The organism is Undibacterium sp. RTI2.2 (assembly GCF_035018705.1).
Classification (GTDB): Bacteria; Pseudomonadota; Gammaproteobacteria; order Burkholderiales; family Burkholderiaceae_D; genus Undibacterium.
In genome coordinates this window covers 59,153-82,866 of record NZ_JASJXN010000007.1, presented here as the reverse complement: position 1 = coordinate 82,866, position 23,714 = coordinate 59,153, and the positions used below count along the sequence as shown (strand labels likewise).

Below are 23,714 nucleotides of genomic sequence, written 5' to 3'. Positions count from 1 at the left end.
CTCAAAGACAGGACTTAACTCGCAAACAAAACCAATTGCTGCTCCGCCGTTGACGCTTGCTCCGTGCCACTTAAACGGGTACCCAGCCCAAGCAAGCGAACGGGTTGTTGGCCGCGTGCAAATGCGGTCTCTAACAAGCTGACAAAACTACTTTCGTCCAAGCTGCTGCCACGACATTCTGCGGTAGTCTGGTGGAAATCGGCAAAGCGGATTTTGACGTATAACTTGTGTATGTAATCCTCCGCTTGTACACGCTTCATCCTCGCTACCAACATCGCAAACAAGGCAGGCAACTCCGTCTGACAAGCCGCCAGATCGGGCAAATCCTGGGCGTAGGTTTCTTCTACGCTGACTGATTTTCGCTCGCTGTCCGGACAAACACTACGATGATCAATGCCACGACAAAGCAGGTACAAGTTATAGCCAAGCTTGCCAAAGTGTTGCTGCAAATCGGGTAAAGACCAGCTGCGCAAATCGCGGCAATATTGCACACCAAGGCCATGCAATTTGGCCGCCGTGACTTTGCCCACACCAAATAATTTAGCGACTGGTAGTTCTGCCACAAAGCTATCTGCGTCTTCTGGCAAGACCACAAACTGACCGTCTGGCTTATTCCAGTCGCTGGCGATTTTGGCGAGAAATTTATTCGCCGCCACACCGGCGGAGGCTGTGATGCCCACCGTGGCTGCAATCCTCGCCCGTATCTCTTGCGCAATCAGGGTCGCACTCCCTTTGTGCTGCGTGCAATCGCTCACATCCAGATATGCCTCATCGAGAGATAAAGGTTCGACCAAGTCAGTGTAGTCACGATAAATCGCCAAAATCGCTTTAGACGCGATACGGTATTTCTCCATGGTTGGTGGCAGAACGATTAAATCAGGACAGCGCCGTAATGCTAACGAGGTCGGCATGGCTGAGCGCACACCAAAGCGCCGCGCCTCGTAATTGCACGTCGCCACCACACCACGCTGATCTGCTCTGCCACCAACAGCCAGCGGCTTATCGCGCAAACGCGGATCGTCCCGCATTTCTATCGCGGCATAGAAGCAATCACAGTCGCAATGGATAATTTTTCGCTGGGCGGTGGACATGATGTTATCGAAGTGATGACTGAAGCTGTTACTGAGATTATTGCTGACAAGCGTTGAGGTATTTTAATCCATTTAAAAGAAAATACTGTATATAACATCAGTATGTAACATCAGTATATAAAATCAGTATTTGAGTGAGCCTGCTATCAACGTACTCGCATACAAAACAGCATCTATATTTGCTCTAAGTCAGCGCTTTAAGTTGCTGTAATTTTAAGCATCTACCATAATTGTTTCAGCGTCTATCCTGTCCATGACAAATTCCGGTATTTGCGTCATGATGTCTCACCGGAGAGCTTTGCTGATCCTGTCTATTTCGTTCAATTAATTTAATCAATTCAAGCTGCTCTGTTAGGCTGGTTTCGCTGATGTAGCTGACCTCGCTAATTTTGCAGTGCTATTAGAGGACTCTCATGAAAAAATTACTCGCATTTTGTTTTGGTCTCAGCCTGTCTTTTGCTACGCTTGGCGTCAGCGCTGCTGCCACTTATCAACCCTATGACGAAACCGCCGATGCGCAGGCCAACATTAACAAAGCTCTGGCAACAGCGCAGGCGACAAATAAAAAAGTGCTGGTGATTTTTGGCGCTAACTGGTGCAAAGATTGTTTAGAACTGGACAAATCGATCAAAGGTCAAAATGCCGCACTGATCGCCAGTAAATTTGTATTGGTCAAAGTGGATGTAGGTCAATTTGATAAAAATCTGGAGATCGCAAAACAGTACGAAAATCCGATCAAAAAAGGTATTCCTGCGGCAGTAGTTTTAAAGGCTGACAACAGCTTGGTGTATGCGAGCAAAGGCGGCGAATTGTCGAATGCGCGCAAGATGAGCGACCAAGGCATTTACGATTTTTTTAATCAGGTTTCAAACTAAATCGTATTTGAATTTGTCTGGCAACTCAAAGACAAATACGTTTTATTGGTGCCTGAAACGACAGCTTAAATGACAGCTTAAATGATAGCTTAGTTGGCACCTTAAATGACTGACCGCGTTACTTGATTCCTTACTCAACTCACTATGCCCAATCGTCTGGACCCGTTGTCAGAATCAAGCGAGGCCGCCGCCAACGCCACCAGCACATCGTTACAAACCGGTGTACTGGTGAGCGCGAGTTCATTGCGGACTTTGCTGGAGGCAGTGGGCGATAGTTTATGGGATTGGAATTTACTCACTAACGAGGCATTTTTTTCCCGTAGTTATAAACGGATTCTGGGTTATGCCGAACACGAGCTGGGCAATCACATCAATGAATGGATAGACCGGCTGCATCCCGATGATGCGCAAGAAGCCATGCGTGCGACCAGGTTATATCTAGAGGGTGAAATTCCTCAATACGAACACGAGCATCGCCTGCGATGCCGTGATGGTAACTGGAAGTGGTTACGCTCTCGCGGTACGCTGGTAGAACGTACGATAGATGGTCAGCCGGCGCGCATGATCGGTCTGGTCAGCGATATCACCGAGAATCACCGCCTGACTGATCAGCTCAAACAAAGTCATACCTTGTTGTCTAACTTCTCCCAGCAGCTGCCGGGTATGTTTTATCAATATCAGCGCTTTCCAGATGGGCGTAGTTGTTATCCCTATGTCAGTGATGCAGTCACCGCTATTTATGGCGTAACTGCGGAACAAATTCGTTACGACGCCAGCATCGTAATTGCCAAAATACATCCGGATGATCTGGCGAAAATGCGAGAGGCGGGGCATATTTCTGCCACTATGCTCACCCCTTGGCATCAAGAATATCGGGTAATTGGCGTGGTTGAAGAAGAGCGCTGGTACGTCGGCGACGCAACGCCAGAAAAATTAAGCGATGGCAGCATACTCTGGCATGGCTACCTCAATGACATTACCGAGCGCAAACAAGCAGAGCAGCGCGCGCAAAATGCCGAGCTACAAATACGCTTAATTCTGGAGGCGGCGAATCAGGGTTTGTACGATGTGAATGTGCAAACCGGCGAAACTAAATTCAGTATTGAGTACGCCAGAATGCTGGGCTACGAGCCGGAGGAATATGCAGAATTTCAGCAGCTCTGGGGCAACTTCGCTCAGGTCGGGGTACATCCTGAAGACATCTCACAACTCAAGCAAGCCTTGCGTAACCACCTACGCGCACCAGAGCAATTTGATGCGCAAGGTAAAAGTATTCCGCTCACGGATTACCATGCTGAATTCCGCCAAAGAACGAAGTCCGGTGAGTGGAAGTGGATCATGTCACGCGGTCGGGTGGTGGAGCGCGATAAGCAGGGTCACGCCTTGCGCATGCAAGGCACGCATATTGATATTACCGAGCAAAAAGTCAGCGAAGAGACTTTGCGCATCAATCAAGAATTACTGCAAGCCAGTAAAGACCGCTACAAACTGCTGGCGCGTGAGTTAGATATTTTGATCAACAACGCTCCTGTGGGCATTATGTTTGTCAGCGACGGTGTGATCATCCTCGCTAATCAGGCGCTGGCAGAACTGTGTAATTTTCCAGATGCACAAGCGATGATCGGCGTTAAAACCAGCTTCTTGTACTGCGGTGAGGATGATTATCAAGCCTTTGGCCAGCGGGTCATACCGCAGTTAATCGCGGACGAACGGGTAGAGCTGGAATGGACGGTAAACAGAATTACCGGAGAAACGTTTTTGGCACGTATAGCAGGGCGCGCCCTACCGGCAGAAAATTATGTGCGCGGAGCAGTCTGGATGCTGGAAGACATCAGCGAACGGCATCGCATTAACAAACTGAAGTCTGAATTTATCTCTGTCGTCAGTCACGAGTTGCGGACACCGCTGACATCTATCCGCGGTTCCTTGGGGTTGCTGGATGCAGGCGTGGCTGGCGTCTTGCCAGCAAAAGCGGCGCAACTGATTAAAATCGCGCACAGCAATAGCTGTCGCCTGATCGGTTTAGTCAACGACATTCTGGACATGGACAAACTGGTGTCCGGAAAAATGCGTTTTAAAGAAGAACCTGTCGATTTGTTCGCACTCATTAACAGCGCAATAGAAGCCAATGCGGCCTATGCCTTATCGCTTAAAGTCAGCCTGCAATTTAGCACTGATGTCAGCAGCGCATGGATCTTGGCCGACCATGACCGCCTGATGCAAATTATGGCAAACCTGTTGTCCAATGCCGCCAAATTTTCTCCTGAAGGTGAGGCAGTGCAAATCCGTTTATTGCATCAATCTCTGGCAGACGTTGGCGGAGACAGCGGTCATAGCTACCGCATCGAAGTCAGCGATCATGGCCCCGGTATACCGAAGGCATTTCAAGCGCATTTATTTGAGCCGTTTACTCAGGCTGATGGTACTGATACGCGGCAACAAGGTGGTACTGGTTTGGGACTTCCCATCACCAAAACTTTAGTAGAGAAAATGCATGGGCGACTGGGATTTACGACTACCGAAGGCAAAGGGAGTAGCTTTTGGGTAGAATTTAGAGCGGTATCGGTGCCAGAGTCTGCCGCAATTTAAATCCAATTTCAGATTCAATACAGGGGTTGTACCAAACCTCAAAAAGATAAAGCAAGCAATATCAGGCAACACCAAGCAATACCAAGAAGCACCAACTAATACCAAGAAGTACAAAAATAAAAATCATCCAAAGGACGAGACAAATGACAGAAGCAATCAATGCAATTGCCGATTACATCGTGGTCGGCGGTGGTGCCGGTGGCTGCGCGGTAGCCGGACGATTAAGTGAAGACAGCAATATCAACGTCACCGTATTAGAAGCCGGTGGCAAAGGTGATAGCTGGGTTGTCAAAACACCGTTAGCGGTCGTTGCCATGTTGCCGACCAAACTCAATAACTGGGCGTTTGAAACCGTGCCGCAACCCGGCCTCAACGGACGGCGCGGCTATCAGCCACGTGGTAAAACCTTGGGTGGCTCTTCTGCCATCAACGCCATGGTGTACATCCGTGGTCACCGCTGGGATTATGATCATTGGGCGTCTTTAGGTAACAAGGGCTGGTCATTTGACGAGCTGTTGCCTTACTTTAAACGCTCAGAAAATAACGCCAGTCTGGGCGGCGATTTGCATGGTCAGGCCGGGCCTTTACGGGTCAGTGATCTGCGCTCAGACAATCCCTTCCAGGCAATTTATTTAGATGCCGCCAGACAAGCCGGATTTAAAATTAACCACGATTTTAATGGTGAAGATCAGGAAGGCGTCGGGATTTATCAAGTCACCCAGCACGAGGGCGAACGCTGGAGTGCCGCCCGCGGCTATCTGTATCCGCATATGGGCAAACGCCCGAACCTACGGGTAGAAACCGGCTGCCACGTGACCCGTATCATCTTTGAAGGCAAACGCGCTGTCGGCGTCGAGTTTATCCAGCACGGTCAAAAACAGTCCTTGCGTGCCAAGCGCGAGATTTTGTTGGCGGCGGGCTCTTTGCAGACCCCGCAATTGCTAATGTTGTCGGGCATAGGCGACGGCAAAGCCCTGCAGGCAATGGGCATACCGGTGGTGCATGATCTCCCGGGCGTGGGGCAGAATTTGCAAGATCATCCCGATTTCGTTTTTAAATATCGCGCCAAGAGTCTGGATTTGCTGGGGATTTCTCTGGGTGGTTCGGCACGGATCGCGCGTGAGTTTTTCCGCTACCAAAACCAACGGCGCGGAACGTTTAGCTCCAACGGATCAGAGGGCGGCGGCTTTTTAAAAACGGATCCCGGCTTGCCCGCACCCGACGTGCAACTCCATTTTGTATTGGCGATGATTGATGACCATGCCCGCAAACAGCATCTGGGTCACGGCTATTCTTGCCATGTCTGCTTACTGCGCCCAAAAAGTGTCGGCGAACTGACGTTAGCAAGCAAAGATCCGCTGGCTGCGCCCTTAATCAATCCACGCTTTTTAGAACATCCTGATGATATGGATGTGATGGTCAAAGGCTATAAACTGACCAAGAAATTGATGGATGCTCCGGCACTGGCCAACGTGCGCACCAGTGACTACCAGACCGCGAATGTGCATACCGATGAAGAGATCAGACAAGTCATACGCCAATGCAGCGATACCGTATATCACCCCGTCGGCACTTGCAAAATGGGTGTGGATGCAATGGCAGTAGTCGATCCTGAATTGCGGGTGTACGGCGTAAGCGGTTTGCGTGTGGTTGACGCGTCCATCATGCCAACTCTGATTGGCGGCAACACCAATGCGCCGACGATGATGATCGGTGAAAAGGCAGCGGATTTGTTGCGGCAAGCTTAAGACTTTCAGCTATGGATTTATTTATACTCCCCGAGTGTATTTTTCATTGTCTATATAAGCATTGGACAATGCGACATATTTTATAAAAATAAGGGGGAGTATATGGTTTTGTAGCGTGCGCCATGCGCACCAGTGGTGAAAACGAGGTCGAAATAATATCGGCGTAGAGATTAAACGGTCAATTTGATTGGAACCACCAAACTCAATCCCGGTTACGAAACGCCAGCCAACCGGCAATCACGGTAAACGTCGCCACAATCGCCACCACGATCCAAAAACCGTGTTCATGCTGCGCCAGCGGAATACCGCCTACATTCATCCCGAACAAGCCAGCGATGATGTTGATTGGTAGTGCCAGCACGGTGACGATGGTTAATACAAATAGCGAGCGATTATTTTGCTCGTTCACGCCGGCAGCGATTTCTTCTTGCAGTAACTTAATCCGCTCTTGCAGCGATGCCATATCGCTTAGCACAACCGCAAACTCCTCTGTTGATTGTCGCAACTCTTCGACATCGCTCTCTGCGACCCAGACTGGTGGTTTTTTTAGCAGGCGAAATAGCGCTGCGGGCTCTGGTGCCAACAGTCTTTGCAGCCGCACCAGGACGCGGCGCAGTTCGCCTAATCTGGCGCGTTTATGATTGAGCCTTTCAGCCAATAGCTTGTCTTCAATTTCATCCACTTTCTTAATCGCATTGCGCACGATGCCGATCAGCACGTCGGCCTGATCACGGAATAAATGCGTCAGCAATTCTGTCGGCGAATGAAATAACTCACCCTGATTTACCGCGTTACGCAGACGATCTACCGATTGCAAAGGCTTGCGCCGTGCACTGATCAAAACCTTGTTGGTTAAACTAAGCCATAGCGTAGCAATATCAGAGACATCAAACGCAAAGTCATGCAAGACATCATTGACAACGGCAATCAAGCCATTATCAGCATGCTCAATCCGGGTTGACCGCGAACCTTCATGCAGAGCTTCATAAAACTCTTCGGGCAAGTCGGTATGCTCATGCAGCCATTTTTCTGCGGCGACATTACTCAGATTAAAGTGAAGCCAGATAAACGCATCTGCCTTCTCGACGGCGGGCTTTTGTAGCCACGCCAGGGCTTCTGGCGTGTGTACCACTTGCCCGGCTTGTCCCTGCACAAACACATAGCCGCAAATTAATCCAGACAGATCTGACCCATACGACAACTGATCAATTTGCATGTTGTTATCCCATGTGAAAAAAATTGGGCTTATTGTAAGCGCAGAAAGTCACAAAAACCGTAAAAAAGCATTTTTTACAAAACGAATATATTGCAATGCATTATGATCATGTGCAGGGAATTATTTCTGAACCTTCATTCTGGAGTGGGTATGCACCGTTGTAGTATGTTGATCAGCCGCTTAAGCTTTATCATTCTGCTCTATCTGGTTTTGTCCCCTTTTAGCAATGCCGCTATTGCCCAACAAAAAAGCCTGATCCTGACGACGGAAGACTATCCTTCATTCAATATCGTCGATCCTGAAACCCGCAAGATAAACGGCATCTCCACAGAAAAAGTAACTGAAATCATGCGCCGTGCCGGGGTCGCGATCAGCATCCAGGCTTACCCTTGGGCACGCTCCTACCTGATGGCGCAACGGGATACTGATACCTGCGTTTTTTCTACTACCCGTACCCCGCAACGCGAGGCCTTATTCAAATGGGTAGGGCCGCTGGTTAAAAATAACTGGGTTATTTTTGGGCGGGCAGATGATACTCGCAAGCCTAAAAATATCGACGATTTACGTGGCTATATCATCGGGGTATATCGCCAGGGTGCGGTGAGTGAGTTTTTTAGTTACAACGGCATACAAATCGATATCGCCAACTATGATGAAGAAAATCCACGCAAGCTGATGTATAAGCGTTTTGATTTTTGGGCGACCGGCGAAAAACTCGGTAACAGACTGATCAAAGCCAAAGGATATACGGGCAAAATTGTTCCGCTGTTCCAGTTTAATAAGGTCGAGTTATACCTCGCCTGCAATCCGCTGACGGCACAAAGTAATATCGACCTTTACAACAAAATCCTGAGAGACATGGAGAAGGACGGCACCGTATCTGCGATAGAACGTAAATATCAGTATCAATCTCAGTGAACTGATTCAGTGAGCTTATGCCCCAGCACGTCGCGTAAAGTAGGTATCGATTGTCGTGCTTGTCGCACACATCCTCAGCCTCCGTCACCCAAATTCCATCCTCCATCGCAACCGTCTTGTTAGTCAATGGTGCGCTGAATAGCATAAGCATCGTTATCAACTACTTCGGAGTACCAAATGAAATACGGAAAAACAATTCTGGCCGCAGCACTGATCGCCGCCGCGATGAACTTATCATTTGCTGGGGATGTACAACTTGGCATACCCAAAGCCTGGAACGTCAATGCCGGTTATCAAGACCACTACTTGGTGGGGATTGATCCTTCTGAAAGTAGCAAAGATAAAAAAGCACTGGTGATCGAAAGTAAAGATAACGCTGAAGACAAATTTGTAGCCTTGACCCAGACCATTGATGCGGCTCCGTGGCAAGGCAAAAGAGTACAATTTTTAATAGAGTACAAAGTTAGTGAAGGAACGTCAAATGCCGAAATTTTTATGCATGCCAATGAAGGTAGCGATACGGATAAAGGAAATAGCTCAACAACATCGACGGATTTAAAAGCTAAAGATTGGAAAACTGAAAAAATTGTAATGATCATTGGAAAAACTTTAACCCAACTACAAATCGGTGCTGGTATCAAAGGCCAAGGTAAGCTTTGGATACGTGATGTGAAATTGCAAGAAGCAATTCAGCCATCTAAAGAAGAGCAAGAAAAAAAGCGTAGATTAGATCAACTTGTACACATGGGTACGATGAGTCAATCGGCAACAAATCTCAATTTCTCTGAATGATATTTGCTAATCATCAAAGCCGACTTTGGTCGGCTACTAAGTTCAAACTGGCTAGTCTGCTGAAATCTGATTGGCCTGTCTTGCCATCATTCGTAACGTTTATTTTGATCGTGATCAGTTGCCTCTCTGGCTGGCGTCATACGTGGTTAGCTGATGCAACAGGCTTACTGAGCGTCTTTGTCATCACTCAAAGCGCCAGATCGGGCATACAAAAATTCGACTTTTCTAACAATCCGTCATGGCGCTGGCCTTTACTATTAATCGCTGCGTACTTAGCGTTATCGGCTGGTGTCGGTTTGCAAAAACTCTTATGGCCCCCGCGGCAAACCCCACATCCAGACTGGCTGCTGCCCGTAGTCGCATTTGGTTTTATTTTATTCAATCTGCTGCCTAAAGAAATCAATCAGGAAGCAAGCCGCCGCGCTGATTTAGCATTAGCGGACGAGCAGTTAAAACATCGGCTTGAGCGCCAGATTTTAGAATCCCGTCTGGCTGCACTACAAGGACAGATAGAACCGCATTTTTTTACAATACCCTGGCGAATACCCGTGCCTTGATACGGCAAGATGCTAACTCTGCCGAGATCATGTTGAATCACCTGATCTCGTATCTGCGGGCAGCAATGCCAGACTTGCGTGCCAACACAACGACGCTGAAACAAGAGTTAAAACGCGCTCAGGCCTACCTCGATATTATTAAAATCCGCATGGGCGACCGCTTGCAATTTTCGGTGACTGCATCAGCAGAAGCACAACGCTGCCTGATACCGCCGCTGGCGGTCATGACGCTGGTAGAGAACGCGATTAAACATGGCATAGAACCACAAGTGGGTGGCGGCAGGCTATCTATATCGGCAGTTTGCGAATCAGACCAACTGGTAGTTGAGGTGACAGATGATGGTGCCGGTTTTCAGTCAGAAATGGGTGACGGTATCGGCCTGATTAACTTACAAGAGCGCTTACTAGCACTATTTGGCGCACAAGCTGAACTCAGTATTAATGATAACCGTGCAGTCAATCCCTGCACTGGCAACAACATTGACAGCATAAAGCAAAAAATATCAGCCACTGGCGTAACAGCACGTTTCACAATACCCGCAACAACAACCCGATTAAGTTAGCTATCACTGCATGAATCATCAATCCAAACCAAGCGCCATACTCGCCGAAGATGAGGCAGTTTTACGCCAAGAACTACGGCAAGTGCTAAGCCAGCTATGGCCGGATTTAGTGATCGTCGGTGAAGCACAAGACGGTATTGCAGCAGCACAATTGCTGGGCGATCTTGCTCCTGATATCGCATTTTTAGATGTACAAATGCCTGGCATGACTGGGATTGAAGTCGCGCGCCTGGCAGCGCAAAAGTCTCATGTAGTTTTTTTGACGGCATTTGATGACTATGCGGTAAAAGCATTTGAACAAGGTGCGGTCGATTACCTGTTAAAGCCTTTAGATTTAGCACGTCTGGCAATTTGTATACAACGTCTAAAAGGCAGACTAGCTCAGCAACCTGCTGATTTATCAGCGCTGGAAGAACGCAAACCACTGAGCCAATTACACTGGATACAAGCCTCCAGTGGCGGACAACTACGGTTTATCAATATCAATGATGTCCAGTGCTTTCGGGCAGATGCCAAATACACTTGCGTGGTTACGAGCAAGTTTGAAGCGCATATCCGCACCCCGATTAAAGACCTGGCACTGCAATTGGATACAGAAAAATTCTGGCAAATCTCACGCAGTGCGATTGTGAATGTCGCCGCAATTGATGCGGTACAAAGAGTCGATGGCGGCTTAGCTTTGCGTATCCACGGTGATGCCGGATGGATAGCTGTATCACAGGCGTTTCAGCATCAATTTAAGCAAATGTGATTTTAGAATTATTTGCTAGGCATTATTAATACTGCTTTTGACTACCTACGTTCGCTGCTGGTTTGATTTTCCTTGTATTGCTAGGGAAGGGAAAATAACCGCTTGTCTTCAACTGCCAAGATTGCAAACGGTTCTTTTCTACTGGTCGTGCGCCAGCCAGTTGCATAGAGACTTGGCCTGCGATAGCCCAAGACCTAAGGTCTAAACTTAGTCGCCATGCTAACAAGGCATCCATTACACCTGCCTGTAGCCAAACGTCCCACGGCGACTCAACATGCTTCAAACCCTGATGTACTGCATCTACCAACCGGTGTAAACATAATCTGGCCTGGTCATTGCCGGAGACAGTCTTAAAATGTTTAAGCAGGGCATTTTTGCCAGCAGACCGCTTTGCCATGATCGTCATGACGTATTGCACTTGTTGCATGCTAAGACGCACGGTTTGTTTTGGTATCGGTGCAGTGAGTGGTATTACTGGCGCCAGCCGTGGGCGCGTAGCAAAACAAGGCCCCAGCATCAGAGCCGCCAGTCTTAACCATTCTTGCGGTTGCAGACCATCGGTCGCATCTGTCTGTTGCGATAAGGCGTAGACCTCTTCGTAAGTGCGATCAGCTTTTGCACGATTGGCCAAGGTACTCACAACCGCTAAATTATGCGGTGCGTAGGCTGCGTCGTTATTTAAGCGGTCAACCGACCAATCGGTATCTTTTAATTCTCCATGCGTAAGTGCGCGGCGAGTTACCGGACATTGCTCTACGTCAATCTGCTGAATCAAATCAGGGTTAATTTGTGGATCGACAATTCTGTGTCGGCGCAATGCGTTTAAGCGTAATTGCAGATATTTGTTGATATATCGATTGCCTGGTTTTTTAACCACATTGATCGACGCTGCATGCAAAAATCCTTCGACCACAGTCTGCGGCCAATCGTTGCAAGGCTGTCGTTTGCCGAACTGGAACAAGTCGTAGCCTAATACGCGACCAATTTCAGCAATATCAAGATCATCCATGAAGCCAATCACCTTTTTTGGATTGATGACAATAATCGATGGCCTCGTCAGGCTTAAAAATTTAGTTAAACCGGCCTCAATATGCTTGCCATATTTTCGTATGAAGATTATCAGATTCCTCATACAAAAGAATAATTTTTACATCTCTATTTGTAACTTCTAAGTATTTTGAATTAATTGAATCCAATGACGATTTTTTGCCGTATTAAGAAAATGGCAAAAGTATGATGATGTGATTTATGAGTATCTGAGTTATAGAATTTGTAGTATTTTTATTAAGTAACTACAGCCCGTTCGTACGGACAAAATCTTTACTAATTGCGGAAAAACTGAAATAACGTATGATTATTTAATTTTTTATCATACAAAAGCGTAAAACCATTATTGGGAGCAACACATGCTAAAGAAGAAAAATATCGCTGTCCTTACTACACTTGCGCTACTTTGTATGCAAGCAACACAAGCTCAAACGAACGCTACTAAGGACGCTGATAATACAAAAAATAGCAAAGATGGCGATGCAATCCAGACCGTCACGGTGGCGGGCAATTACGATAACGCAATCGGGACTTCCAACGCCGCCAGCCAGGGTTCGGTTACTGCCAATCTGATCAGCAACCGGCCTGCGCTTCGCACCGGCGAATTGCTGGAATTTGTACCCGGTATGATCGTGACTCAGCATAGCGGTGATGGCAAAGCAAACCAATATTTTTTACGGGGCTTTAACCTAGATCACGGTACTGATTTTGCGACCTATGTGGATGGCATGCCGGTGAATATGCGTAGCCATGCACATGGTCAGGGCTATTCGGACCTGAATTTTTTGATGCCCGAACTGGTACAGCGCATCGATTATAAAAAGGGACCTTATTTTGCCGACGAAGGCGATTTTGCTTCGGCGGGCGCAGCACATATCCGGCTGGTAGATAAGTTACCACAAGGGATTGCGAGTCTATCTTTAGGTAGTTACGGTTATCAACGTGCCGTGCTGGCAAATTCTCTCGCTGCGGCAAACGGCACGCTGCTATATGGTCTGGAATTAAACCGTAACAACGGTCCTTGGGATACGCCGGAAAATGTTCGTAAATACAGTGGAATATTACGATACAGCCAGGGCACGCAAGATGACGGTTTTAATGTTACTGCGATGGCATATAAAAATAGCTGGAACTCGACTGATCAGGTTCCCTTACGTGCTGTGCAATCGGGCTTGATCGACCGTTTTGGCGCGATCGATCCTAACGATGGCGGGCAAACTTCGCGCTATAGTTTGTCGTACTCCATGCGTAAACGTACTCAGGATTCTTTGTTTGAAATGGATGCCTACGCGGTGCAATCTTCGCTCGATCTGTTCAGCAATTTCACTTATTTTCTGGACAATCCAGATGGCGGCGATCAGTTCAATCAAAGCGAGCGCCGGCGTATGCTGGGCTTTAACGTAAGTCAGAGCTGGTTTAGCAATATCGGCGGACTGGATATGCGTAACAAAGTGGGTTTGCAAACCCGTTACGATAATGTGTCGCCAGTTGGTATCTACAACACCGTCGCGCAACAACGTATCTCCACCATACGTCAAGACGAGGTAAAAGAAGCTAGCGCTGGCTTGTATGCTGAGAACACCATACAGTGGCTGCCCAAGTTGAGAAGTATCGCTGGCGTGCGTTACGACGCCTACCATTTTGATGTGAACAGCAGCATACAAGGCGACTCTGGCAAAGTGAACGATCATATCGTCTCGCCCAAACTATCGCTGATTTTTGGGCCATGGGATAAGACTGAATACTTCGCCAATTATGGCAGCGGCTTCCATAGCAATGATGCGCGTGGGACTACGCAAACACGCTTACCTGATGGCGGCGCATCAACACCAGTGACACCTTTAGTCAAAACCAAGGGTGGTGAATTGGGCATGCGGACTGAAATTATTCCGGGCCTGCAAAGCTCACTGGCGCTTTGGCGTCTGGATATCGATTCAGAACTTTTGTTCGTTGGTGACGCCGGAGAAACTGAGCCTAGCCGCGCCAGCCGACGCACAGGAATTGAATGGAATAATCATTACATCGCCGCGCCATGGTTGTTGCTTGATCTGGACTTGGCAGCGTCTCGCGCACGCTACACACAGTACGATCCGGTTGGTGCATATATCCCTGGCTCTATCGACCGGGTGGCCTCCTTTGGCGTGACCGTTACCGATGTGGGCCGTTGGTATGGTGGCTTTGATCTACGCTATTTTGGTCCACGCCCGCTGGTCGAAGATAACAGCGTACGCTCGTCGTCCACCACACTGGCCTATGCACGCGTCGGCTATAAAATATCACCGAAAACCAAACTCACATTGGATGTATTCAACCTGTTTGACAAGCAAGCTAGTGACATCGATTATTACTACCAATCCCGCTTGAAGGGCGAATCACCGGATGGTGTTAATGATGTCCATTTCCATCCGGTGGAACCTCGTACGATGCGGTTGAGCTTAGTACATAATTTTTAATCCGAATCCGTCATCATCCCCATTCCATTTTTCATCATGAAGGAACACCATGCGACGCTTAACCATTTCAGTCGATGACGATCTGGCAGATGCTTTTGATCAGTTGGTAGAAAGCAGAGGCTATTTAAACCGCTCTGAGGCTTTTCGTGATCTCGTGCGTAAAGAATTGGGTGAGGCCGATGTCGCCACCGGAAAAGCCAAATGGTGCGTAGCAACCGTCAGCTATGTCTATGACCATCATGAGCGCCAGTTAGCCAATCGGCTAACCCACATGCAACATGAGCACCACGATATTGCGATCGCCTCGCAACACATCCATCTGGATCATGACAATTGTTTAGAAACCGTCGTACTGAAAGGGAAAATGGCCGAGGTGCGCGCCTGCGCTGATGCCATCATTTCACAAACCGGGGTTCGGCATGGCAATGTGCATGTGGTGCCGGTAGACATCAAAAAAGAGAAATACTCACTGGTAGGACACACTCATGTTCATCCGCATAGATAACATTATTTCATTGCAGGATACTCAAGATTTAGGAAGCAACTTGGATACTCGCGGTCGTATTTTGACTACGGCTGTAGTCCCGAGGGGAGCATTGCATGACACGCTTGAAAGCGGTGCTGAACGCGCTCTCAGATTCATAGCCGAGTGAGGGGGCAATCACTGCGATAGAGTCATTCGAGTTCAGCAATCTGTCTCCGGCAAGTAGCATTCTCCATCGTGTCAGATACTCCATTGGCGACTCGCCTACTGTCTTTTTAAATCTCAGCGCGAAGGTCGACCGGGACATATGCACGCGATCCGCCAGACTTTGTATGGTCCATTTATGCGCCGGATTACGATGCATCTCGTTGATAGCAGCGCTGATCTGCTTGTCGGTCAATGCATAAAGCCATCCCACACCGCCACTCGATCCTTCCGATCCTTCAGCAAGGAAGAGTCGCAGCGCCTGCACCAGCATCAGGTGTGCAAGATGTTGCGCAATCAAAAAGCCACCCGGTTGCGGCTCTCTTAGCTCCCGCATGATCTGTTCTATCGAACCGCATAGTGCTTCTTTGTCTGACTCTTTTCGTATATGGATGATTGCTGGCAAAGCTCCTAATAGCATGCCAGCGTGCCTGCCCGTAAATTCAAAGAAACCTCCCCAGCCGTAGCAATCGCCTCCGCCATTAACGATAACAGTATCGCCTTCGGGTACGAGGGGGAACACCTCTCCGGCATCAACCGGTAGCAAATTAGGATCACTACAAAGACGAACCGCATAACCCTTAGGTAGTAAAACACAGTCGCCCTGTTTGAGAAGTATCGATTCCGCGACGCCTTCAACACTCAGCGTGCACTGTCCGGAAAGTACGGCATAACACTTGATACCTTGCTGTTCCGGAATCCGTATCGACCATTGTCCGCCCGCATCCAGTCCACGGAACATATAGCTGCGTGGCTTGAGCAAAGATAGAACATCAGAGAGCGGATCCATGGTCATTCCCGGACGATTGAAAAGATAACTCAGACTATAGAGCATGGATCGTCTTAAGACAAGCATCTATCATTTGTCTATCAAAGCCCTATGCGGCCCGGCATAGACTGATGCAGGCTGATACCGCTATTAATCACAGAGAGTTTCAAATGACGACAAATACCGCTGCGTGGATATCAACGAAACGAGCTAATCTTGATGTAAAGCCTGCACCGTACACTCCACCGAAAGACAACGAAATTGTTGTCAAGAACCGGGCTATCGCCATCAATCCGTTGGATTGGATACTCCAAAGTGCAGGCGAGTTAGTATTTTCCTGGATCAGATATCCGTTTATTCTTGGCTCAGACCTCGCGGGGGAGGTAGTCGAGGTTGGCAAAAATGTGACTCGCTTCCAACCGGGTCAACGCGTCCTGGCTCACGCGGTTGGAAGCGATCCAAAGCGAAACAGTGCGGCGGAAGGCGCTTTTCAGACCTATACCGTCGTCCTTGAACACATGGCATCACCGATCCCTGACCATATGCCTTATGAAGATGCTGCAGTACTTCCTTTAGGACTATCGACTGCCGCCTGCGCTCTGTTTGAAAAAGACCAGCTGGCGCTACAACATCCCTCGGTGACTCCCAAACGAACAGCAAAAACGCTACTCGTTTGGGGAGGCTCAACCAGTGTAGGAAGTAATGCTATTCAGCTCGCGGTTGCTGCGGGCTACGAAGTAATCACAACTGCCTCGCCCCACAATTTTGATTACGTCAGAAAACTCGGCGCTAGCCAAGTCTTTGACTATAAAAGTAAAACTGTCATCACCGATATCATCAACGCTTTCAATGGCAAAAATACTGCAGGTGCCTTAGCCATTGGAACAGGTTCTATAGAAGCGTGTCTGGATATTATTCACGCATGCAAGGGGAATAAGTTCATCTCTATGGCGACGTTTCCGGTCAGTTTTCAGAAGATGAAAAAGGACTCCAACCTGCGGCTACAGTTTTTCCGTCAATTACCCAAACTCATCGCTTTCGTGATCTCGATGCTACTGAAGTCGCGCTTTAGAGGCATCCGGACGAAGGCCGTCTTTGGCAGCTCGTTGATTGCAAACGAGGTGAGTAAGATTGTCTATGTCGATTTCTTACCGCAAGCATTAGCAGCAGGAAAATTCCTTGCGGCACCAGCACCGCATGTGATCGGCAAAGGTCTAGAACATATACAGGCAGGCCTAGATATGCAAAGAAGTGGTGTGTCCGCTAGCAAAATAGTGATCTCTCTCTGAGAGACAGTTATTCGCAGAATATTTAAAACTATCGCAGCTAATAAACTCAGAATTCTAAGAAGGGAGCAGTTCTATGGCTTCACTCAATACAGCGCATAAGACACTGATTATTTATGGCTTAATCATGGTACTTGCGATGGTACCCACGTATATCTGGTCGAAGCTAGATTCGAGGACAATTCGTGAAGTCGGTGTGTGGGTAAAACCAATGAAATTCATGGCGGCAACGGCATTATTTGCCATCACTACCGCATGGCTGATGTTGATTTCCGGAGTGAGCTCAGAAGCCAACCCCTCACTCAAATGGCTCGCCATATTAATTGTCGGTACCTCTTCCTTTGAAGTGGGATACATCACCCTCCAAGCCATCATCGGGGAAGCATCTCACTACAATACCTCGGACTCATTCCATACGGTCATGTCTGCTCTGATGGGATTGTTCGCCATATGTCTGACCGCCTCGCAAGCGATACTGGCCTGGGTGATCTGGACTCACAATGGCAATTCGACGGCGTCGGTAACGCTGATCGGGATTACGGTTGGTTTGATACTGACCTTTGTGCTTGCCACGGTGAGCGGCTTTCTTCTCGGGGGGAATCAGCCTCCACAAGGGATGGGGCTGCCAATCGTTGGATGGCATTTTTATAAAGATATCCGGCCATCGCACTTTCTCGGCGTACACGCCCAGCAATTCATACCCGCCTTTGGCCTGTTGGCTGACCGGTTTCTGGGGGAGTCGGCCTATGCGGGGTTTACGACTATGACGGTAGGCTACCTTCTGGCATGGGCAAGTTTAACTTGGACAGGGCTGGTCGGGGGGCGATGAGGTTAAAGTACACGCCGTAATACCATCAAAATTTTGAAGAAAAATGTTTTCAATACAAACAAGACATTTTCTGGAAAAGGTAAAAAATGCCTCTGATTTTCATACGTTTTATTCTAGGAATTGTCTTGCTCCAGGTTCTGGGATGCTCTTCCGTACAAAGCTATCCCAAGTCCGATCACTATGATGGCACCGGCTTCTTTAATCCAGACAATCCAAAAGGTAACGGACTTTGGGACGGCTTGAAGTTACTGTTTTCGTTTGATTTTGAAAGCTGGCCAGACTCTGTTAAAAATGCTCAGGCTCTTAATCTCCATAGCAATCTGGGTAAGGACGAGGTAGCCATTACCTTTGTAAATCATGCGACGGTACTGATTCAAACTGAACACTTTAATGTATTGACGGATCCTGTTTGGGCAGAACGTGTCAGTCCATTTAGCTGGATTGGTCCAAAGAGACATCGACAACCCGGCATCGCTTTTTCTGATTTACCGAAGATTGATATGGTTGTCATCAGCCACAATCATTATGATCATTTAGATGTAGAGACGCTCAAACAATTAAATACTACTTTCCACCCAATGTTTATTGTCCCTCTCGGGAATAAAAAACTACTGGAAGAAAACGGAATACAACAGGTTGTTGAACTCGACTGGTGGCAAAGTGTAGAGACACCGCAAAAGCTTAAGCTGAGTTTGGCACCAGCGGAGCATTTTTCAAATCGCTGGTTATTTGATAAAAATCAAAGTTTATGGGGAAGTTATGTCATTTCCTTTAACGGACATACTGTGTATTTTGGAGGTGACACCGCGTACTCTTCTCATTTCAAAGCGATACGAGAGCACTTTGGCTCACCAGACATCGCATTTCTACCCATTGGCGCATATGAACCAAGATGGTTTATGAAGCAGATCCATATGGATCCAGAGGAAGCCGTACAAGCACATGTAGATCTAGGGGCAAAACAAAGTATCGGGATACATTTTGGAACCTTTCAGTTAACCAATGAGAGTATTGACCGGCCTGTAAAAGATTTATATTCCGTGCTAGATCAGAAAAAAATAGTAAGAAATGAATTTCTGACACTGGAAGAAGGATCTACAAGATTATTCAAACTGGGCAATGTAAAAAAATGATTTGTAGCAGTGGTTTTATTTAAACATTGATTTAAAGCGAACGTCTTCGCCTGCGATAAAAAGTGAGAGCGCACTGACTAATAAAAAAGCCAAGCTTACCGCCTGGCTTTTTTTTACTCGTTACTCAAGTGTTTTTAGGAAATTACTTCGCCTTTGCCTTAGCCTCGTCACCGGCAATAAAGGTGCTCATCTTTGCCGGGTCTATATATTTTTTAAACGCGGCATTCATCTGCTCCAGAGTCACCGCCTTGATTTTATCGTCCAGCGCCTGGCTCCATGCCCAGGTACGGTTCAGATATAAATCGTAAGCCCAGCCGCCAGCGATGGACGCATCGCTAGTACGGTTTTGTGCGCGTTGTTGTAGCAAGCCGGACTTGGCGCGACTTAATTCTTCCTGCGTAAATCCCTGGCTCAGTGCGCGCTGTAATTCTTCTTTGATGGCTGCTTCTAGTTTGATTAAATTTTGCGGTGCCGCAGTGGCGCTGATGCTAAAACTACCAACCGGATCAAAATCACCGGCAGATAAATCAGAGCCACCGCCATAAGATAAACCGTCTTTTTGGCGAATCCGGTCCATCAGTCGTGAGTTCAATCCCGAGCCTGCACCGAAGATGTAATTTGCCAGACTGAGTGCCGGGTAATCGCTATCGTCTTGGCGCAAAGCCAGATTCATCCGGCTTACAAAATAGCCGTTCTCTTTGTCTGGCGTATTAAAGGTCTGGCGTATTGCGGGAATAGTCTCCTGGTAATCGACCAGACGTGCGTAGGGTGCGGCACTTTTCCAATCGGCAAAGGCAGTTGTCACCGCTTGTTTGGTGCTCTCTACATCCATATCGCCGACAATCGCTAACTCACCTTTGGAGGCACCGTAAAACTGTTTGTAATAGGCTTTTATCTCTTCCAGACTCAGCTTGCGGGCACTGGCAAGTGATTCGTCTATGGTTTGGCTGGCGCGAATATCGCCTTTGGGGTAGCGGTTAAAATGCTGTGCCAATGCCTGGTTGGCGACAGTTGATGGCTCGTTACGACTCCCCTCTACTCCTACAATCAACGACTCCCGCGCTTGTGTAAATTCACTGGCGGGGAAGCTTGGTTCACGCAGTACATGCGCCATCAATGCGATGGCAGCAGGTAAATTTGCCTTGGTGGTCTGGTAAGAAAACGCATTGCCAGTAATTTTAAGTTTTGCCATTTCATCCGCCAACTGCGCGCGGCTATATTTGCTGGTGCCCGCAGTAAGCAAACCGCGAGTGAAGGCGGCAACGGTTTTTTTATCGAATAAACTTTTCTCATCACCCCAATGCAAACTCAACGAAACGTTGACCGTTTCACCGCGAGTTTTCTTAGGCAATAACGCAAGATGTAAACCGCCGATGGTGGCATGCTGTGTGCGCTTGTCGATATTGGCTGGCGTGGAATCAAATACTTCTGCGCTTAAAGTATCGGCCTTAGGTTTAAAGTCCTTCATGACATCAGCCATGCTTGGTGCAGCGCTGATCTCTGCGCGTTGCGGTGCGTCTTCGGGAATAAACATGCCAATGGTGCGGTTGTCACGGACAAAATAACGTTTGACTGCGGCAGTGACTTGCTCTGCTGTGACTAGCTGGCTATTATCTCTGTACTTAAACAAATATCGCCAGTCACCCAGAGCAATATATTCCGACATGCTGATGCCAATAGACTCGTGATTATTCAAGATTTTTTCATACTCGTTGGCAGTGTCGAGTTTGACTCTGTCCATCTCTTCTTTGGTGGGAGGGTTCGCTTTAAAATCTTCTATCCCAGCTAGTAGAGCATCTTTAGCCGCATCAATAGACGCGTCTTTTTTTACCACGGCACCAATGATTTTAAGACCTGGAGCCACGCTACCCAGATCGCTAGAAAATACCTGGACGACCTTGCCTGTTTCTACCAGTTGTTTGTGCAACCGACCATTGGGTGAGTCGGTCAAAATATCGCCCGCAAAGCCAAGCGGATCACTGTCCGGATGTAAGTTAGCCGGTGTCTTATATGCCACCATCACCAGTTGGATATCGCCTTTGCGCCTGACTACAAAATTACGCTCGCCATCCTGCGTTGGCTCCACCGTCCAGAACGTTGGCAGCACTCGTGTCGGCTTGGCGATTTTGCCAAAATCCGTAGCAATCCATTGCAGAGTTTTGGTCTGATCAAATTTACCGGCGACTAACAAGACTGCATTATCGGGCTGGTAATATTGATGGTAAAACGCTTGCAGATTTTCTATCTTAACGTTCTCAATATCGCTGCGGTTGCCGATAGTAGCGTTGCCATAATTGTGCCAGTCAAAGGCGACGCTTTGCATGCGCTTCATCATTACGCCACTGGGGGAATTTTCATCCCCCTCAAACTCATTGCGTACTACGGTCATTTCTGAATCCAAATCTTTTTTGGCGATATTGGAATGCACCATACGATCCGCTTCCATCTGTAAAGCCCACTTCAGATTATCGTCACTGGCCTGGAACAGCTCGTAATAATTGGTGCGGTCTAGTGAGGTGGTACCGTTCATGCGCATGCCGCGCTGATTGAATTGTTCAGTAATTTTTGGATTATTAGGTGTGCCCTTAAACATCATGTGCTCTAACAAATGTGCCATGCCGGTTTCGCCATAATTCTCAAAACGCGATCCCACCAGATAAGTCACGTTGACGGTGATGGTCGGCTTGGACGCATCTGGCATCAGCAATACTTTTAAACCATTTGGCAAACGGTATTCAGTAATCCCTTCTACGCTGGTGATCTGGCTGATACCTTTTGGCAAGTTAGCTACAAGGTCAGCCGCATTAGTTTTCGGCGAGAACAGTAAGCTCAAGGTCAGCACCAGACCAGACACCAGCATGCCACTTGCCATAGTTTTATGCATGCGTTGCCGGGCTGACGTTAGATTGCTGGAAAAAACATGTGCTGGAGCCGTTGACGTAACTACAATCAACTTAACTGCGGATGACTCAAATACAGGGGACAGAATCGACATCGATAATCCTTGTGGGCACTTCATCAAATAACGCGGGTATTTTGCTGCATGAGTTTAGAGGCTCACTTTAACAATCAATGGTTAGAACGCTGCGGGCAAATTTAATTCCATTTACCGCAAAACAAATTTGTCTGGTTAAAACTCCCATCCAACCAATAATCCATATAAATATACTGTCATTAGTATATTTGAGTTGTCTATATACTTACTGGCTTATAGAGCGATTTTACTTAAATTTTAGGGGAGTATATGCAATTACTCCACAAAATTACGCTGCTGAGGCCGGTATTTCTACGCTCAGCGTCTGGCTACCAGACCAGCTGGCGCCGGGTGCCAATACGACAGGGTGCATGACAGTGGCGGCCTCGATGCATAGCATGAGTTGCTCGCCGCCGGCTTCCATATCGGCTAAGGCGATAGCTTTTTCCGCGCCTGGATTCCAGACTACGGCGTCGGTAAACCCGGTTTGGCTTATGCGGGTTATTTGCTGCGGCTGGTGTATCACTAGTTGTGCTGGGAGTTGTGGCACATTGGCGTAAATTCTGTCGATCTCGCCTGTAATCTGCAAACTCGCGTCTTGCTCCAGACACTCACTGACCCCGCTGACCGAGTCCCGATAACGCAAACCCGCCAAGCCATGCACGCTCACATCGGCAATCTGATCCACCGCCAGATAGGTGTGTAAAGCGCTGGTAAAACTAAAACTGGTGTCGCCAGTATTGTGGATGCTTAGTTGTATTGTCAGGCGCTTGCCCGCAACGCTGACGGCGAGTTCTGCGCGAAAAACATGCGGCCAGATTTGCAGACGGGCGATATTTTCTTGCAGATCAAAAATGGCATAGGCAGCGTCTTCGGCGCTTTCTGTCCTGTAACCAGTTTCCACTAAACGCCACAAGGATGTACGCGCAAAGCCATGTTTAGGCAAGGCACCGACGTTAGCAAATTGCGGAAAAATCACAGGCACGCCGCCACGAATGGCCGTGCCATCCGTGGTTGATGAGGTTTTACTCAAAAATAACTGTTCACGACCGCCAGCGGGTATCCACGAGTAGACATGCGCACCATGCGGAGTGATAGTGGCGCGAGCGCCGTCTTTAGCTTGAAAAATCAATGGTGTCATCAGACTTAATCCGTGGTGGTAAAAGACAAAAAATTGGATCTGCCAGTATAGGAGCGAAAGGCTTTTTTTGTGGAGGCAGCTTAAAAACTGATCTGTAAAAATTGTATCCCGAGTTACACAAGCTTTATACCCGCGCCAAGCGCTCCCAACTAGTAAAAAATTATAGCGGTGACAATTGATACAACATTATTAACAAGCAGACCCGACCTATCTCTGCGAGAAAGCGACATACCGTTTTCAAACTCTAGCGGTATGAAGCATAATGGCTAGGCGTTGTGCGCGCTGCAGATCATT

General features: G+C 47.9%; 19 protein-coding genes. 13 read left to right on the top strand and 6 right to left on the bottom strand.

The features are described from left to right. Positions 1 to 14: 14 nt before the first annotated feature. Positions 15 to 1,091 (bottom strand): DNA polymerase IV, encoded by a 1,077-nt coding sequence (dinB, locus tag QN395_RS05800; RefSeq protein ID WP_323491729.1) that lies wholly within the window; start codon positions 1,089 to 1,091, stop codon positions 15 to 17. A 413-nt stretch (positions 1,092 to 1,504) separates the two neighbouring features. Here dinB and QN395_RS05795 point away from each other — a divergent pair, with 413 nt between their 5' ends. The 3 genes from QN395_RS05795 (at position 1,505) to QN395_RS05785 (ending at position 6,303) form a co-directional block, all read left to right on the top strand. Then, on the top strand, positions 1,505 to 1,966 hold the full coding sequence (locus QN395_RS05795) for a thioredoxin family protein (RefSeq protein ID WP_323491730.1): 462 nt from the start codon (positions 1,505 to 1,507) through the stop codon (positions 1,964 to 1,966). Positions 1,967 to 2,110: 144 nt separating this feature from the next. Then, positions 2,111 to 4,555, top strand: coding sequence for a PAS domain-containing protein (locus QN395_RS05790; RefSeq protein ID WP_323491731.1), 2,445 nt, complete (start codon positions 2,111 to 2,113; stop codon positions 4,553 to 4,555). A 155-nt stretch (positions 4,556 to 4,710) separates the two neighbouring features. Then, positions 4,711 to 6,303, top strand: coding sequence for a GMC family oxidoreductase (locus QN395_RS05785; RefSeq protein ID WP_323491765.1), 1,593 nt, complete (start codon positions 4,711 to 4,713; stop codon positions 6,301 to 6,303). A gap of 202 nt (positions 6,304 to 6,505) precedes the next feature. Here QN395_RS05785 and QN395_RS05780 read toward each other — a convergent pair whose 3' ends face one another. Further along, positions 6,506 to 7,519 carry a transporter gene (locus tag QN395_RS05780; protein ID WP_322120741.1) on the bottom strand — a complete coding sequence of 338 codons (1,014 nt, stop codon included), beginning with the start codon at positions 7,517 to 7,519 and terminating at the stop codon, positions 6,506 to 6,508. 150 nt (positions 7,520 to 7,669) lie between these two features. Here QN395_RS05780 and QN395_RS05775 point away from each other — a divergent pair, with 150 nt between their 5' ends. The 5 genes from QN395_RS05775 to QN395_RS05755 all read left to right on the top strand — a co-directional run bounded on the left by QN395_RS05775 (position 7,670) and on the right by QN395_RS05755 (position 11,100). Continuing rightward, positions 7,670 to 8,437: an ABC transporter substrate-binding protein gene (locus QN395_RS05775; protein WP_322120740.1), complete on the top strand. Its 768-nt coding sequence runs from the start codon at positions 7,670 to 7,672 to the stop codon at positions 8,435 to 8,437. A gap of 177 nt (positions 8,438 to 8,614) precedes the next feature. Further along, the gene (locus tag QN395_RS05770; protein ID WP_322120739.1) at positions 8,615 to 9,229 is read left to right on the top strand and encodes a hypothetical protein; all 615 of its coding nucleotides are present in this window, start codon (positions 8,615 to 8,617) and stop codon (positions 9,227 to 9,229) included. 80 nt (positions 9,230 to 9,309) lie between these two features. After that, complete coding sequence (locus tag QN395_RS05765) at positions 9,310 to 9,786, top strand: hypothetical protein (RefSeq protein WP_323491732.1); 477 nt, start codon at positions 9,310 to 9,312, stop codon at positions 9,784 to 9,786. Beyond that, entirely contained in the window at positions 9,783 to 10,349 is a 567-nt protein-coding gene (locus QN395_RS05760; protein ID WP_323491733.1) for a sensor histidine kinase, read from the top strand. The genes QN395_RS05765 and QN395_RS05760 overlap by 4 nt, the downstream gene beginning before the upstream one ends. A 10-nt stretch (positions 10,350 to 10,359) precedes the next feature. Beyond that, positions 10,360 to 11,100: a LytTR family DNA-binding domain-containing protein gene (locus QN395_RS05755; protein ID WP_323491734.1), complete on the top strand. Its 741-nt coding sequence runs from the start codon at positions 10,360 to 10,362 to the stop codon at positions 11,098 to 11,100. Between the two features lie 25 nt (positions 11,101 to 11,125). On the opposite strand, the gene QN395_RS05750 is transcribed toward QN395_RS05755, so the two are convergent. Then, on the bottom strand, positions 11,126 to 12,109 hold the full coding sequence (locus QN395_RS05750) for a hypothetical protein (RefSeq protein ID WP_323491735.1): 984 nt from the start codon (positions 12,107 to 12,109) through the stop codon (positions 11,126 to 11,128). A gap of 397 nt (positions 12,110 to 12,506) precedes the next feature. Here QN395_RS05750 and QN395_RS05745 point away from each other — a divergent pair, with 397 nt between their 5' ends. Together QN395_RS05745 and nikR are read left to right on the top strand one after the other, a co-directional pair. Further along, positions 12,507 to 14,600 (top strand): TonB-dependent receptor, encoded by a 2,094-nt coding sequence (locus tag QN395_RS05745; RefSeq protein ID WP_323491736.1) that lies wholly within the window; start codon positions 12,507 to 12,509, stop codon positions 14,598 to 14,600. A 49-nt stretch (positions 14,601 to 14,649) separates the two neighbouring features. Beyond that, complete coding sequence (nikR, locus tag QN395_RS05740; RefSeq protein WP_322120734.1) at positions 14,650 to 15,105, top strand: nickel-responsive transcriptional regulator NikR; 456 nt, start codon at positions 14,650 to 14,652, stop codon at positions 15,103 to 15,105. Between the two features lie 28 nt (positions 15,106 to 15,133). Here the strand turns inward: nikR and QN395_RS05735 are convergent, their stop codons facing one another. Continuing rightward, positions 15,134 to 16,078, bottom strand: coding sequence for an AraC family transcriptional regulator (locus QN395_RS05735; RefSeq protein ID WP_323491737.1), 945 nt, complete (start codon positions 16,076 to 16,078; stop codon positions 15,134 to 15,136). A gap of 149 nt (positions 16,079 to 16,227) precedes the next feature. Here QN395_RS05735 and QN395_RS05730 point away from each other — a divergent pair, with 149 nt between their 5' ends. The 3 genes from QN395_RS05730 to QN395_RS05720 all read left to right on the top strand — a co-directional run bounded on the left by QN395_RS05730 (position 16,228) and on the right by QN395_RS05720 (position 19,305). Then, positions 16,228 to 17,346, top strand: coding sequence for a zinc-binding alcohol dehydrogenase family protein (locus tag QN395_RS05730; protein WP_323491738.1), 1,119 nt, complete (start codon positions 16,228 to 16,230; stop codon positions 17,344 to 17,346). Positions 17,347 to 17,419: 73 nt separating this feature from the next. Further along, a complete protein-coding gene (locus tag QN395_RS05725) occupies positions 17,420 to 18,172 on the top strand; it encodes a hypothetical protein (protein ID WP_323491739.1) in 753 nt (250 codons plus the stop codon). An 86-nt stretch (positions 18,173 to 18,258) separates the two neighbouring features. Then, entirely contained in the window at positions 18,259 to 19,305 is a 1,047-nt protein-coding gene (locus QN395_RS05720; RefSeq protein WP_323491740.1) for an MBL fold metallo-hydrolase, read from the top strand. Positions 19,306 to 19,447: 142 nt separating this feature from the next. Here the strand turns inward: QN395_RS05720 and QN395_RS05715 are convergent, their stop codons facing one another. Together QN395_RS05715 and QN395_RS05710 are read right to left on the bottom strand one after the other, a co-directional pair. Next, a complete protein-coding gene (locus QN395_RS05715; RefSeq protein WP_323491741.1) occupies positions 19,448 to 22,300 on the bottom strand; it encodes a pitrilysin family protein in 2,853 nt (950 codons plus the stop codon). A gap of 268 nt (positions 22,301 to 22,568) precedes the next feature. Then, a complete protein-coding gene (locus QN395_RS05710) occupies positions 22,569 to 23,420 on the bottom strand; it encodes a D-hexose-6-phosphate mutarotase (protein ID WP_323491742.1) in 852 nt (283 codons plus the stop codon). Positions 23,421 to 23,714: the final 294 nt, after the last annotated feature.